This window comes from Rhodococcus sp. JVH1, from assembly GCF_000280725.2.
Taxonomy (GTDB): Bacteria; Actinomycetota; Actinomycetes; order Mycobacteriales; family Mycobacteriaceae; genus Rhodococcus_F; species Rhodococcus_F jostii_A.
Window position 1 is genome coordinate 2,687,189 of record NZ_CP166289.1, and the last position, 14,155, is coordinate 2,701,343.

Here is a 14,155-nt window from a genome sequence, read left to right on the forward strand (position 1 = left end):
AGGCTTCGAATCGCCCGGGCGCACAGAGGTTTACTTCGGAGTGGGTGTCAGCTCTTCACGAGGACCCGCGGCTCGTCGGCGGCAGGGGTCTCGGTGGCCTGCTCTTCGACGACCTCGCCGTGGCCGTCGTCGACCATCGTCGACTCGTCGAACGGGAGCTTGCCGTCGAGGACGGTGCGGACGCGCTCGTTGTCGATCGTGTTGGTCCAGGAACCGACGAGCAGGGTGGCGACGGCGTTGCCGGAGAAGTTCGTGACCGCGCGGGCCTCGGACATGAACCGGTCGATACCGACGATGAGGCCGACGCCGTCGAGCAGTTCGGGACGGTGGCTCTGCAGGCCGCCCGCGAGGGTGGCGAGCCCGGCGCCGCTGACTCCGGCAGCACCCTTGGACGCGATGATCATGAACACCAGCAGCGACAGCTGCTCGGGGAAGGACAGCGGCTGGCCCATCGCGTCGGCGATGAAGATCGACGCCATGGTCAGGTAGATGGCCGTGCCGTCGAGGTTGAACGAGTAGCCGGTGGGGACGACGACACCGACGGTGGTGCGCTCGACGCCGACGTGTTCCATCTTCGCGATCAGACGGGGCAGGGCCGACTCGGACGAGGACGTGGCGAAGATCAGCAGGTACTCGCGGGCCAGGTACTTGACCAGCTTGAAGATCGAGACGCCTGCGACGACGCGGAGCACGGATCCGAGGACACCGAACACGAAGATCAGGCAGGTGAGGTAGAAGCCGAGCATGAGCGTGGCGAGCTGGACGACGGCGCTGAGACCGGTCTGGCCGACGACGTTCGCGATGGCACCGAAGGCACCGATCGGTGCGAGCCACAGGATCATCGACAGGATCTTGAAGACGAGCTTCTGCACGGAGGCGACACCGCGCAGGATCGGCTCACCCTGCTTGCCGAGGGCCTGCAGTCCGAAGCCGACGAGCAGCGCGACGAACAGGGTCTGCAGCACGCTTCCCTCGGTCAGTGCCGACATCAGCGACGTGGGGATGATCGACTGGAGGAAGTCCATGGTGCCGCCGGCGCCGTGGGCCTTCTCGGCGAGCGCCGCTCCGGTGCCCGCGGTGTCGGCGCTGATGTTCAGGCCGGAGCCCGGGTTGAGCAGGTTGCCGACCACCAGGCCGATGCCGAGCGCGACCGTGGACATCCCGATGAAGTAGGTGAGGGCGAGTCCGCCGACCTTGCCGACCTTGGCTGCGGCCTTCACCGATCCGATGCCGAGCACGATCGTGCAGAAGATGACGGGGCTGATCATCATCTTGATGAGGTCGACGAACATCGTGCCGAGCACGCCGAGCGACTTGCCGACTCCCGGAGCCAGCCATCCGACGAGGACGCCCGCGACGACGGCGACGATGACCCCCATGTACAACCAGTGTGTCCGGTCGCGCTTCTTGGTCTTCCCTGTCGCAGTACTCATGGGATTGTCCTCCAATTCGAGTGGCAAGCTGATCGGTGAGGCCGGTTAGTGACCGCGATCACGTCTTGGAAGAATCTTCTAAGCGATCGCTTGGCTGGAGAAGTTTGTGTTCATTACGTTCAGGAGAAATGCATTGCCTCACCATCCGCCGAGACGTCCCATGAGCGTCGCGAGGCAGCTCTTCCTCCTGCAGCTCGTCGTGTTGGTGCTGGTCATCGGCGCCGGGACCGCGCTGGCTATCGTCGATCAGCGTCGCGACAGCGACGAGACCACCCGACGTGCCGTCACGGCCGTCGCGACCACGCTCGCGCTGTCGGACGGCACCGTCGAGGCATTGCGGTCCCCCGACCCGACGGCGGTTCTCCAGCCCCAGACCGAGCGGATCCGTGCCGCGACCGGCACCGATTTCATCGTCGTGATGACGCCCGCCGGCATCCGCTTCACCCACACCAATCCGGAGCTGATCGGCGGCGTGTTCTCCGGCAACATCGAGCGCGCGCTCCGCGGGGAGACGTTCACGGAGACGTATGCCGGCTCGCTGGGACCGTCGATCCGGGCCGTGGCCCCGGTGTACGACGGCGACCGGATCGCGGGTCTCGTGTCCGTCGGCGTCACGCGCGAGAAGATCGGCGACCAGTTCGCCGCGAGCCTGCCGACCATCTTCGCGGTCGCCGCGATCGGTCTGGCGGTGTCGGCGGCCGGCTCGTTCCTGCTGAGCCGGCGCCTGCGCCGTCAGACACTGGGGATGGCGCCGGACGAGCTGCGGCAGATGTACGAACATCACGACGCCGTCCTGCACTCGATCGGCGAGGGCCTGCTGGTGCTCGGCCGCGACAGCGGCGACTCCGCGAAGGCCGAAGTGGTGAACGACGAAGCGCGCCGCCTCCTCGATCTCCCGGAAGGCCCGGTCCCGGTGGCTGCGCTGCCGGAGTCGTTGCGGCAGTCGCAGGGCGACGATTCCCGGGACGAGGTGCACGTGACCCCCGACCGCGTGCTGCTCGTCAGCCGGGAGCCCGTGACGTGGGAGGGGCAGCGTCTGGGGACGGTGCTGACACTGCGCGATCGCACCGAATTGCAAAGCATCATGGGTGAACTCGACTCCGTGCGCGGATTCGCGGAATCGCTGCGGTCGCAGGCCCACGAATCGGCGAACCGTCTGCACACGATCATCACGATGGTCGAACTGGGCCGCTACGACGACGCGATCGCGTTCGCCACCGAGGATCTGCGGTTGTCGCAGGAACTGATCGACCGCCTGATGACGGCGGTGCACGAACCCGCTCTGGCCGCACTGCTGCTCGGCAAGGTGGGTGTGGCCGCCGAACGGGGAGTCGACCTGACCGTCACCGAAGACACCGCCCTCGGACCCGTCGCGTCGCTCAGTGCGCGTGAACTCGTCACGCTGGTGGGTAATCTCGTGGACAATGCGATCGACGCCGCCCGCGGTGCGACGGAGTCCCCCGGAGAGGATGCGTGGGTGGAAGTGACCGTCCGTCAGGAGGATTCGATGATGGTGGTACGGGTGGCCGACAGCGGCCCCGGTATTCCCGCCGACGAACTCGACAAGGCGGTCACGCGCGGCTACTCCACCAAGTCGGGTCAGCGCGGGCTCGGGCTGGCGCTGGTGGCGCAGGTGGTGGCGCGGCACGGCGGGACGATCCACACGGAGCCGTCGCTCGGATCGATGATCGTCGTCGAGATCCCGATCGACGGGGCCGCCTCGTGATCCGTGTGATGATCGTCGAGGACGAACCACTCATCGCCGAGGCGCATCGGGCGTATGTGGAACGCATTCCGGGTTTTTCGGTCCACACCGTCGTGCACGACGGTAACAGCGCGATGCGCGCGGTCGCCGCCGCGAACGGCAGCGACGACCCCATCGACCTCGTCCTGCTCGACATCGGCCTGCCGGATGCCAGCGGACTCGACGTGGCGGCGGCACTGAGCGGCGTGCGACCGAGTCCCGACGTGATCGCGGTGACCTCGGCCCGCGACCTCGAGATGGTCCGCACCGCCGTGGCGCGCGGAATCGCGTTGTATCTCCTGAAACCGTTCACGTTCGCGGCGTTCCGCGACAAACTCGAGCGGTACCGGGAATTCCGCGACGCCCTGCCCGCCGGAAGCAACGCGCTGAGTCAGCACGACATCGATCGGGCGATGTCGGCGCTGCGCACCTCCGACGACCGCGCGGCGTCCCCGAAAGGCGTTGCACCACAGACACTCGACCACATCTCCGCCTGCGTCCGCGACGCTGTGGGACCGCTGACGGCGGCCGAGGTGGCGGCCAGTATCGGGGTCTCCCGGGTCACGGCCTGGCGGTATCTCGAACGTCTGGCCGACGACGGCGTGCTCACCCGGCACACCGAGTACGGCCGTGCGGGGCGCCCACAGATTCGCTACGCGCTGCGCTGACTCCCGTAACGAACCGGCCACGCCGCGCGAGACAGTGAGGGAGGCGAAGTAATTCCTGCCGGGGACGATGCAGGGAGAACACATGAAGACTCGCGTGGCAGCATTTCTGACCGTCGTGGCTGCGACCGCGCTCACCGGGTGCACCGGAAGCGACGACGCGGCAGAATCCGCTGCCTCCCCGGTCCCACAGGCCGCTTCTGCCGCAGAAGTACGCAGCGGACGGTGCCTCGACCTCGATTCGGCACTGGTCACCGACGCGTTCGCGTCGCTCGGCGACGCACCGGGCGGCGATCCGTGGGTACCGGGAACCGCGTCCGATGCCGCCGGCGGGGACTGCCCCGCGCTGCTGTGGGCCACGGCGGAGACGCTCATGGGGACGGTGAGTTCGCCGACCCCGGTGCTCTTCTTCCACGACGGCGCGTATCTCGGCACCGCGACAGCCGAATCGTATGCCTACACGCGGGTGGTCGAGTCCACCGGCGACTCCGTATCGGTGCAGTACAGGTGGCTCGGCGAGCAGGACGCCAACTGCTGCCCGTCGGGCGGACCCGCGGTGATCACCTACTCCTGGGACGGGTCCCGGGTCGTGATGGAGCAGCCGCTGCCGCAGGAGATGCTCGACTCCTACAACTGACCTCCGACTACCGCTGTGGCACAACGGCATTGACATGACGCGGACGGGACCACCGGAGGCGGTCGAGAAAAGCTCCGTCAGAGGTTGTGACCTGGATCACATCGGTGGACGATTGTAGAGGAGTCACCTCCGGCTCGCAGTAACTCAGTCAAGGACCTTCACAATGTCTAGCAGAATTGCCACCACACTCGCCGCAATCGCAATGACCCTGTCACTCGGTACTCTGGCTGCTCCCGCAGCTGTCGCCGCACCGGCTGCGCCCTCACCGACCCCGGCAGTCGGTTCGATCGCCGTCTGCCTCAACCTGCCACTGGGGTCGGCCAGCATCAGCTTCTGCATCTGAGCCATGCGAGGCGGAAAGCCCCCTGACCCTCCGATTTCCGCCTCGCTCGCCGATGCTTTTCACACGCCGAGATATCGCATCCTCGGCGCGGGTGCCCCCTACCTACTCGCCGATCGTGTCGAGCACCCAGGCGAATTCGAACGCTACTTCCTTCCACTTCTCGTAGCGTCCGCTGACACCGCCGTGCCCGGCGCTCATCTCCGTCTTGAGGAGGAGCGGCGAGTCGCCGGTCTTGGTGGCGCGCAGTTTGGCGACCCACTTCGCCGGTTCGACGTAGAGCACCCGGGTGTCGTTGATGCTGGTGATCGCGAGGATCGCCGGGTAGTCCTTGGCCTCGACGTTCTCGTACGGACTGTACGAGCGCATGTATTCGTAGACCTCGGGGTTCTCGAGCGGGTTGCCCCACTCGTCCCATTCGATGACGGTCAGCGGCAGTGAGGGGTCGAGGATCGACGTCAGCGGGTCCACGAAGGGAACGTTGGCGAGGATTCCGGCGAACAGTTCGGGGGCCAGGTTGGCCACCGCACCCATCAGCAGGCCGCCTGCGCTGCCGCCGTCGGCGACCATCTGCCGCGGCGTGGTACGCCCGGTGTCGATCAAATGCTGTGCGCTCGTGACGAAGTCTGTGAAGGTATTCTTCTTCGTGAGCGTCTTGCCGGTCTCGTACCAGTGCCTGCCCATCTCGCCCCCGCCGCGCACGTGCGCGACCACGAACACCACTCCCCGGTCGAGCAGGGACAGCCGCGCGACGGAGAACGCGGGATCCATGCTGGCCTCGTACGATCCGTACCCGTAGAGGAGCGTGGGGGCGGGGTCGTCGACGCCGTTCGTCTTCCGCCGGACGATCGACAGCGGGATGCGCGTCCCGTCCTCGGCGACGGCCCAGTCGCGTTGCTGCTCGTAGTTTCCGGCGTCGAATTCGCCGAGCACGGGTTGCGACTTGCGCAGGGCGAGTTCACCCGTCGACAGCACGTAGTCGTACACCTGGCCGGGCGTGATGAACGACGTGAACGCCATCCGCAGTGTCGGCTGCCGCCATTCCGGGTTGGCCCCGAGCCCGACGCTGAAGAGTTCCTCGTCGAATTCGATCTCCGTGAACTCGCCGTAGCCGTCCTCACCGAGCGGCCAGATGGCCAGCCGGGTCAACGCCTCCCGGCGGTAACCGAGCACGAGGTGGTCGGCGAACGCGTCGACCTCCTCCAACCGCACGTCGGAGCGGTGCGAAATGAGAATGGTCTGCGACGTCGGATCGGACACCGGCGCCTCGGCGAGCACGAAGTTCTCGGCCTTCTCACCGTCGACGACGTCGTTGTGCATGATCAGGAAGCGGTCTTCCCCCGCGACGACCGCGTGCTCCACGCCGTATTCGACGCCCTCGCGTCGCGGCAGCACCACCCGGAACTCGCCCTCGGGATTCTCCGATTCGAGCACCCAGCCTTCGCTGGTGATCTTCGACCCCACCCAGATCATGAGGTACTTCTCGCTCCGCGTGGACCCGACCGACACCCAGAACCGCTCGTCCGGCTCGTGGAACACGGTGACGTCCTGCGCACGGTCGGTGCCGAGCTTGTGCCGCCACACGGTGTCGGGGCGCCAGGACTCGTCGACGGTGAGATAGAAGACGTGACTGTGGTCGATGGCCCAGGTAGCACCCGGCGCGGTCTCGGGGATTTCGTCGGGCAGCAGTTCGCCGGTCACGAGGTTCTTGAAACGCAGCGTGTAGCGCTCGTCGCCGACCACGTCGACCGAGTACGCGAGGAGCGTGCCGTCGTGGCTGAGGGAGAAAGCGCCGATCGAGAAGAAGTCGTGCCCCTCGGCCTCGGCGTTGCCGTCGAGCAGCACCTGCTCACCGGGCAGTTCGACACCCGGAGCCAGTTCCGGCGGGGTCCAGTCGTCGGGGCCGGCGATCGGTGCCCGGCACTGGACGCCGTACTGCTTGCCCTCGATGGTGCGGGCGTAGTACCACCAGTCGCCCATCCGGGTGGGAACCGACATGTCGGTCTCCTGCGTGCGCGACTTGATCTCCTGGAAGATCTGGTCCCGCAGCGGCGCGAGATGCGCGGTCTGCTGCTCGGTGTACGCGTTCTCGGCCTCGAGATACGCGACGACTTCGGCGTCTTCCTTGTCGCGCAGCCACTCGTACTCGTCGACGAACGTGTGACCGTGGTGGACGCGTTCGGTAGGCACCTTCTTCGCGACCGGCGGGGTCAGTTTCGCGCCTTCGGAGGTCATGTCTCAGCCCACCCAGTCCGCGAACGACAGACCCGAGATCCGCTCGTACGCTTCGATGTACCGCTCGCGGGTCGCCTCCACGATCTCGGCGGGCAGCGGCGGCGGCGGAGTGTCGGACGCGCGGTCCCAGCCGGATTCGGGTCCGGTGAGCCAGTTGCGGACGAACTGCTTGTCGAAGCTCGGCTGCACCTTCCCGGCCTCGTACCCGTCGGCCGGCCAGTACCGGGACGAGTCGGGGGTGAGGACCTCGTCGGCGAGAACCAGGTTGCCCTGCGGGTCCAGTCCGAACTCGAGCTTGGTGTCCGCGAGGATGATGCCCCGGTCCGCGGCGAAGTTGGACGCCCGGCCGTAGATGTCGAGGGTGTCGTCGCGCAGCTTCACGGCCAGGTCCTGACCCACCTTCTCGACCACGGCCTCGAAACTGATGTTCTCGTCGTGCTCGCCCAGTTCGGCCTTGCTGGCGGGCGTGAAGATCGGGTCGGGAAGCTGGCTCGCCTCCACCAACCCCTCGGGCAGTGCGACGCCGCACACCGCGCCGGTCTCGTTGTAGTCGAGCAGCCCCGACCCCGTGAGGTAGCCGCGGGCCACGCACTCGACGGGGACCATGTCCAGCTTCCGGACCACCAGCGCGCGGCCGAGGACCTCTTCGGGGATCCGGCTGTCGTCGGGTTCACCGGCCAGATGGTTGTTGCCACCGAGGACGCCGAAGAAGAAGACGCTCATCGCGGTGAGCACCCGCCCCTTGTCCGGGATCGGGGTGCTGAGGACGTGGTCGTAGGCGGAGATCCGGTCGCTCGCGACCAACAGGAGGTGCTCGTCGTCGATCGTGTAGAGGTCGCGGACCTTGCCACCGGCCAGATGGGCGTATGAATCGAGTGAGGGGCGCACGGTGACCCAGCCTATCGGTCGGGCACCGACCGGCGGCCGCTGACCTTCGAGCTGGGCAGACGTCCCGCCGTCGACTTCCCCGTCATCTCGTCGCCCTCGACGAGGACATCGAACTGCAAGTGGAGGCGCAGCGGCTTGGTGATGGACTGAGACCAGGTGAGCCGGTTCCCGTCGAGCGTCGGGTCGGTGAGCGGCACTTCCTCGGCGGCTCCGCGAGCGATGCCGCGAAGTTCCCCGTCCTGCGTGACGAAGGTGAGTTCGACTCGTTGCTTCCCGATGGGCGTGGCGATCAAGACGTTCCAGGTGCCGTCGACAGACATGGCTCTGCTCCTCAGATGGTGGTGGGTTCGAGCCCACGGGCACGCCAGACGGTGCCGCGGCGCTCGTAGGCGAACAATGTCTCGACCGCGTGCGCGATGCGCGGTCCCAGTTCCCGTTCGAGTAAATACAGTCCGAGGTCCAGACCTGAGGTGACGCCGGCCGCGGTGACGAGGTCACCGTCGTCGACGACGCGGGCGTCCACGGCGACCACCCCGGTGGCGTCGAGCAGATCCATCCCCAGGTGATGGGTGACGGCGTGGCGGCCTTCGACGAGTCCGGCCATCGCGAGCACGAGCGACCCGCCGCAGACGGTGGCGACGATCAGGTCCGGGTCGGCACAGGCCTCCCGCAGTACGTCGGGAAGCCGCGTCTCCAGGGTCCGTCCGAGAATTCTCGGGATGGTGTCTTCGCCCTCGGCGCGCTCTTCCACGCGCCCCGACGCACCCGGCACGACGATCACATCGGCCCGCCCCACGTCGAGCGTCGCGGCGGCCCGCAGACTCAGCGGCGCCGTTCCACTCGGGACCTCACGCACGCCCTCGGCGGAGGCCAGTTCGACGGTCAGCGCGCCGTCGGCGTACAGACCGCCTGCGTGCAGTACCTCGAAGGGAGCGATGACGTCGAGCGGATCGAATCCGTCGAACAGCGCGATCTGGACATGCATCCGTGGTGCCTTTCCCTGTGTGCCGCGTGCCGAGTACACGGGCCGCCAGTGACGCCAGCCAGCCGATCGAGACCTGAGAACTGGCATTTTCGCCACAGATCAACGGATTATCGCCACGCCATCCCCGCAGATCTCTTCCTTTCACATCGTCGTTTACCGCCGTTATGCGCCCTTGGCGGAAATCGATCGACTGCGTAGGTTGTAGCCATGCACACCGTGGCAGTCCTGGCACTCGACGGTGTCATCGCGTTCGATCTCGCCACCCCGATCGAGGTCTTCGGCCGCACCAGGCTGCCGGACGGACGCGCGGCCTACCGGGTGAAGGTGTGCGCCCCCGGCGGTGACGTGGATGCCGGCGCATTCACACTCCGCGCGCCGTGGGATCTGAGCATTCTGGACGCGGCCGACACGATCATTTTGCCGGGTCTGGCCGACCCCACCGCTCCGCTTGCACCCGAAGTTCTCGAGGCGCTGCGCCGGGCAGCCGACAGTGGCACCCGCATCGCGTCGATCTGCGTGGGAGCGTTCATCCTGGCCGCCACCGGACTACTCGACGGCAGACGGGCGACGACGCACTGGGCGGCTGCCGAACTCCTCGCCGCGCGTCACCCGCTGGTCGACGTGGATCCGGCCGTGCTCTACGTCGACAACGGCCAGTTCCTGACCTCGGCCGGTGCCGCGGCAGGCCTCGATCTGTGTCTGCACATGATCCGTTCGGATCACGGGTCGGCGGTCGCCGCCGACGCTGCACGGTTGTCGGTCATGCCGTTGGAACGCGAAGGCGGACAGGCGCAGTTCATCGTTCACGAACGACCACCGTCCGCGGAGCTGACGAGCCTCGAACCGCTGCTCCGGTGGATGCACGAGAACAGCCGCGAAGACCTGACGCTCGACGACCTCGCCCGGCGAGCCGGGACGAGCCCCCGCACCCTCAATCGGAGATTCCGCGAGCAGACCGGCACCACACCGTTGCAGTGGCTTCACCGCGTCCGGATTCATCAGGCGCAGTACCTCCTGGAGACCACCACTCACTCCGTCGACCGCATCGCCGCGCAGGTGGGCTTCGGGTCGCCGACCGCGTTCCGCGACCGGTTCAAGCGCGTCGTGGGCACCAGCCCCCACTCGTACCGCGCGGCGTTCCGCGGATCCTCGGCGACCGCGTGACGGCGTCACGGGGCACAGCCGCGGAACACTTCGTCTCCCGTTGTCGTTACCGTTGGTCAGGAACTCTTGTGAGCGCGGTAACCGGAGAAGGTGGGTAATGGCGACGGACACGACCCCGGTCGACGTCGGGTTCCGTTCGGAACGCGGACCGATTCTCGTGTCACTGATGCTCACGACGTCACTGGTCGCGCTCGATGCGACCATCATCTCCACCGCCGTCTTCACCATCGTCGGGGACCTCGGCGGCTTCTCGCAGTTCCCGTGGCTGTTCTCGATCTACCTGCTCACCCAGGCCGTGTCGGTGCCGATCTACGGCAAGCTGGCCGACATCTTCGGCCGCAGGCCGGTGATGCTCCTGGGCATCGCCCTGTTCGGCGTCGGCTCGGTGCTGTGCGGGATCGCGTGGAGCATGCCCGCGCTGATCGCGTTCCGTGCTGTGCAGGGTCTCGGCGCCGGCGCCGTCCAGCCGATGAGCATGACCATCGCCGGAGACATCTACACCCTCGCCGAACGCGCCAAGGCCCAGGGTTATCTGGCCAGCGTGTGGGGCATGTCGGCGGTGGTCGGCCCGACCCTCGGCGGGGTGTTCTCCGAGTACCTGTCGTGGCGGTGGATCTTCTTCGTCAACATTCCTCTCTGCCTGCTCGCGGCCGTGATGCTGATCCGCAACTTCGACGAGAAGCAGGTGCGCACACAGCGGTCCATCGACTACGCCGGCGCCGGAGTCCTGGCAGTCGGGGCGACGCTGCTCATCCTCGGACTCCTCGAGGGCGGGCAGGCCTGGGCGTGGAGTTCACCGATCAGTCTCGGCATCTTCGCGGCAGGATTCGTGTTCCTGATCGTCTTCGTCCTCGTGGAACGCTGCGCCGCCGAACCGGTGCTGCCGCTGGGGGTGTTCACCCGGCGGGTTCTCGCGGCGAGCAGCCTCGTGTCACTGCTGGTCGGGGCGATCGTCCTGGGCCTGACCACCTACGTGCCGACCTTCACCCAGGGCGTCCTCGGGACGGGCGCGCTGGTCGCCGGGTTCGCGCTGGCCACCCTGACCATCGGCTGGCCGATCGCCGCGTCACAGTCCGGGCGCGTGTACCTGCGTTTCGGCTTCCGTGTCACGGCCACCGCGGGGAGTCTGCTGGTCGTGGCGGGCACCGCTCTCACGTTGAGCCTGTCCGTCGAATCGGCGGTGTGGCAGGTGGCGATCTGCTGCTTCGTCATCGGCGGGGGCATGGGACTCGTCGCGAGCCCGACCCTCATCGCGGCGCAGTCGAGCGTCGACTGGTCGGAGCGCGGCGTCGTCACGTCGACCAACATGTTCGCCCGGTCCATCGGCAGCGCCGTGGGGGTCGCCCTGTTCGGCGCCCTCGTCAACGCGCGACTGGGTGGCGCCGACAACCCCGCCCCCGGCGACCTGGCCGGCGCCCTGCATCTGGTGTTCGTGGCCGCCCTCGGCGCGGCCGTCGTACTCGTCGTCGCCGCGGCCGCGATGCCGAAGTCCGCCTCCGCACCGGAGATCGAGTCGGGCGCACCGACGCCCGACCGCCGGCGCTGAAGGAGTGACCGTGCCCGACCCGCGCCTCGACGTGCTGATCGCGTCGTATCTCGAGCAGGACCTGGTCGACAGGATCGCAGCCTGCGACCCTCGGATCCGGGTGTCGTACGCACCCGAACTGCTCCCCCGGCCTCGATGGCACAGCGACCACGTGGGGGTGCCGCGTGAGCTGACGGCCGGCGAGCACGACCGATGGACGTCGATGTTGCGGACCGCCGACGTCATGTTCGATTTCGACTGGCGCCACCCCGAACACACACTGGAACAGTCGCCGAATCTGACATGGATCCAGGCGACGTCCGCAGGCGCCGGGCAACTGATCGAGAAATTCGGGCTGTCGGGTGCGCCGCTCACGGTGACGACCGCCGCGGGAGTCCACGCCGATCCGCTGGCCGAGTTCGCGCTCGCCGGCATTCTGCATTTCACGCGCGGACTCCCCCGGCTGATCGCCGACCGGCAGACCCGGACCTGGCGCAAGCAGGAAACGACCGAGCTCGCCGGACGCCACGCGCTCGTCGTGGGCGCAGGCAAGATCGGCTCGCGCACAGCGGAACTCCTCCGGTGCTTCTCCGTCACCGCCGACGGGGTCGCCCGCAACCCACGACCTGCCGGCGCCCCCTTCGAGAGCATGACCACCACCGACCGGATCGCCGAGCACCTGCCCACCGCGGACATTCTCGTGATCTCCTGCGCCCTCACCGACGACACTCGCGGACTGATCGGACGCCGCGAACTCGCCGCGCTCCCCGACGGCGCGCTGGTCGTCAATCTCGGCCGGGGACCGATCATCGACGAAGATGCTCTCGCAGAAGCACTGTCGACGGGCAGGCTGGGCGGGGCGGTCCTGGACGTCACCTCCACCGAACCGCTCCGCGAGGACTCGCCGTTGTGGACGGCCGACAATGTCATTCTCAGCCCGCACAGTGCCGCCAATGTGCCGTCCGAGAACGGAAAGATCGTGGATTTGTTCGTCGAGAATCTCGGACGCTACCTGTCGGGTGACGCGGCGCTGCTCAACGAGTTCGACTTCGACGCGGGATACTGACTGCGCCGAACGACCGCCCCCGCTACCGTGGGTACCCACCATGACCGACCGTGACCTCGTCGACCGGATCGACCGGCTCGTTTACGACCAACTCGCGAACCACGACAACCGATCCGGGCACGACTCGACCGTGAACCAGGACCTGTGCCCGCACTGCGGACGCGAATGGCACGGGCTCCCGATCACCGAACGCATGCAGCAGATGCGGCACGCCCGGGCACTCGACCCGGCGTACAGCTACGCCCGCGATCACAGCATTGTGCTGTGCGCGGGCTCGGCGTTCATCGGGCCGATGCCCGAAGAAGTGCTGATGCCCGGTGGATTCGACGTGCATGCCGCCTGGCGGGACATGGTTGCGGCGGCACGGCAGGCGACCGATCCGCTCGAGCAACCGGACCCGTTCGACGCGTATCGCACCGCCGGTCCGCCCGGAGGCGAACCACCTGCCGTGGGCCTGGCCGGCGGATGCGACCGCGCGTCGTGGCACTGCCCGCAGTGCGGCGACCGAGCGCACTTCCTCGACACCGGCCGCGAACCCAACGCCTTCGCGGTCGCGCTGCGCGCCTACGCCGCGCACATCGCCGCGGCGCACGACCCGTCCGCGGACGACGAGGACGCCGCGTCCACCTTCTCGACCCGCTGGGCACTTCCCACTCGCGGCGTGCTCTGGGACAGCCGGCACACCGTGATCGGACGATTCGGCCCCGGCGGCAGCACCTTCGAACCCGGTGCCACCGCCCGCGACCTCCGCGGCTTCGGCGTGCCCACCGCCCATGCGAGCCTGACCGGAGGTCATCGACCTGACCACCTCTCGGAGAGCGCCTGCGAACGGAGACCCCTGATGGACGGCCGCGACGAACAGTCAGCCCAGCACGGGCCCCGCCACCGGACCGACACGCCGCGGTGGTGGCGGTTGGCGACCGGGATCGTCCTCACCGCCCTCGTCGCGTTCGCCTGCGCTGCGACGCTGGTGATCACGATTCCGCTCGACCCGGTCTTCCCGTACGTCGTGCTCGCTGGTTTCGCCCTGCTGATTCTGGGTGCCGTGTGGCTGATCCTCGCCGGCGTTCAGCTCTGGCGGTTCCGGTGGGATCGACGCATCTGCCTGGCACCGGCCATCGTGGCGCTGACGGCGACCCTCGTATTCTTCGGTGTGCCGTCCGACCTCGGGTGGCGGCTGTCGGTAGGCGAACTGACCGCGTACGCGCAGACGTGCACACCGTCGTCCGACGACCAGCGGATAGGACTGTACGACACCTGGCGCGTCGAGCCGCTGGACACCGGCTGCCACTTCTTCCTCGAAGGCGGCCTGGTCAACCTTGTCGGAGTCGCTCGTCTGCCGGACGGGACCGACAAGATCGGGCGACCCCAGCGTGACGGTGAGATCGGATATCAGCACATCGAATCCGACTGGTACCGGTTCATGCAGATCTTCTGAGCCGCGCCGACTGTCGAAGCCAGTCGACCGCGTCG

At 67.7% G+C, this 14,155-nt stretch carries 13 protein-coding genes; 8 read left to right on the plus strand and 5 right to left on the minus strand.

All coding sequences use genetic code 11. The features are described from left to right. Positions 1-47: 47 nt before the first annotated feature. Positions 48-1,433 carry a C4-dicarboxylate transporter DctA gene (locus JVH1_RS12155; protein ID WP_011597135.1) on the minus strand — a complete coding sequence of 462 codons (1,386 nt, stop codon included), beginning with the start codon at positions 1,431-1,433 and terminating at the stop codon, positions 48-50. Between the two features lie 160 nt (positions 1,434-1,593). On the opposite strand from JVH1_RS12155, the gene JVH1_RS12160 reads away from it, so the two are divergent. The 4 genes from JVH1_RS12160 (at position 1,594) to JVH1_RS12175 (ending at position 4,822) form a co-directional block, all read left to right on the plus strand. Continuing rightward, the gene (locus tag JVH1_RS12160; RefSeq protein WP_009477887.1) at positions 1,594-3,159 is read left to right on the plus strand and encodes a sensor histidine kinase; all 1,566 of its coding nucleotides are present in this window, start codon (positions 1,594-1,596) and stop codon (positions 3,157-3,159) included. Next, entirely contained in the window at positions 3,156-3,845 is a 690-nt protein-coding gene (locus tag JVH1_RS12165) for a response regulator (protein ID WP_043780937.1), read from the plus strand. Before JVH1_RS12160 ends, JVH1_RS12165 begins: the two co-directional genes overlap by 4 nt. An 82-nt stretch (positions 3,846-3,927) precedes the next feature. Next, complete coding sequence (locus tag JVH1_RS12170; protein ID WP_009477885.1) at positions 3,928-4,479, plus strand: LppP/LprE family lipoprotein; 552 nt, start codon at positions 3,928-3,930, stop codon at positions 4,477-4,479. Between the two features lie 163 nt (positions 4,480-4,642). Further along, entirely contained in the window at positions 4,643-4,822 is a 180-nt protein-coding gene (locus JVH1_RS12175) for a hypothetical protein (RefSeq protein WP_009477884.1), read from the plus strand. A gap of 102 nt (positions 4,823-4,924) precedes the next feature. On the opposite strand, the gene JVH1_RS12180 is transcribed toward JVH1_RS12175, so the two are convergent. From JVH1_RS12180 to JVH1_RS12195, 4 genes are read right to left on the minus strand one after another with little or no spacing between them, the layout of a single operon-like run. After that, positions 4,925-7,054, minus strand: a complete 2,130-nt coding sequence (locus JVH1_RS12180) for a S9 family peptidase (protein WP_009477883.1) — start codon at positions 7,052-7,054, stop codon at positions 4,925-4,927. Positions 7,055-7,057: 3 nt separating this feature from the next. Further along, positions 7,058-7,942, minus strand: coding sequence for a phosphoribosylaminoimidazolesuccinocarboxamide synthase (locus JVH1_RS12185; protein WP_009477882.1), 885 nt, complete (start codon positions 7,940-7,942; stop codon positions 7,058-7,060). 11 nt (positions 7,943-7,953) lie between these two features. After that, on the minus strand, positions 7,954-8,262 hold the full coding sequence (locus tag JVH1_RS12190) for a hypothetical protein (protein ID WP_009477881.1): 309 nt from the start codon (positions 8,260-8,262) through the stop codon (positions 7,954-7,956). An 11-nt stretch (positions 8,263-8,273) separates the two neighbouring features. Next, complete coding sequence (locus JVH1_RS12195; RefSeq protein ID WP_009477880.1) at positions 8,274-8,927, minus strand: DJ-1/PfpI family protein; 654 nt, start codon at positions 8,925-8,927, stop codon at positions 8,274-8,276. 207 nt (positions 8,928-9,134) lie between these two features. Here JVH1_RS12195 and JVH1_RS12200 point away from each other — a divergent pair, with 207 nt between their 5' ends. The 4 genes from JVH1_RS12200 (at position 9,135) to JVH1_RS12215 (ending at position 14,120) form a co-directional block, all read left to right on the plus strand. Continuing rightward, positions 9,135-10,091, plus strand: a complete 957-nt coding sequence (locus JVH1_RS12200; protein WP_009477879.1) for a GlxA family transcriptional regulator — start codon at positions 9,135-9,137, stop codon at positions 10,089-10,091. A 97-nt stretch (positions 10,092-10,188) separates the two neighbouring features. After that, positions 10,189-11,637 (plus strand): MDR family MFS transporter, encoded by a 1,449-nt coding sequence (locus JVH1_RS12205; RefSeq protein WP_009477878.1) that lies wholly within the window; start codon positions 10,189-10,191, stop codon positions 11,635-11,637. A gap of 4 nt (positions 11,638-11,641) precedes the next feature. Beyond that, complete coding sequence (locus JVH1_RS12210) at positions 11,642-12,682, plus strand: D-2-hydroxyacid dehydrogenase (RefSeq protein WP_043780935.1); 1,041 nt, start codon at positions 11,642-11,644, stop codon at positions 12,680-12,682. A gap of 40 nt (positions 12,683-12,722) precedes the next feature. After that, positions 12,723-14,120, plus strand: a complete 1,398-nt coding sequence (locus JVH1_RS12215; protein WP_009477876.1) for a putative membrane protein — start codon at positions 12,723-12,725, stop codon at positions 14,118-14,120. The last annotated feature ends 35 nt before the right edge of the window (positions 14,121-14,155 follow it).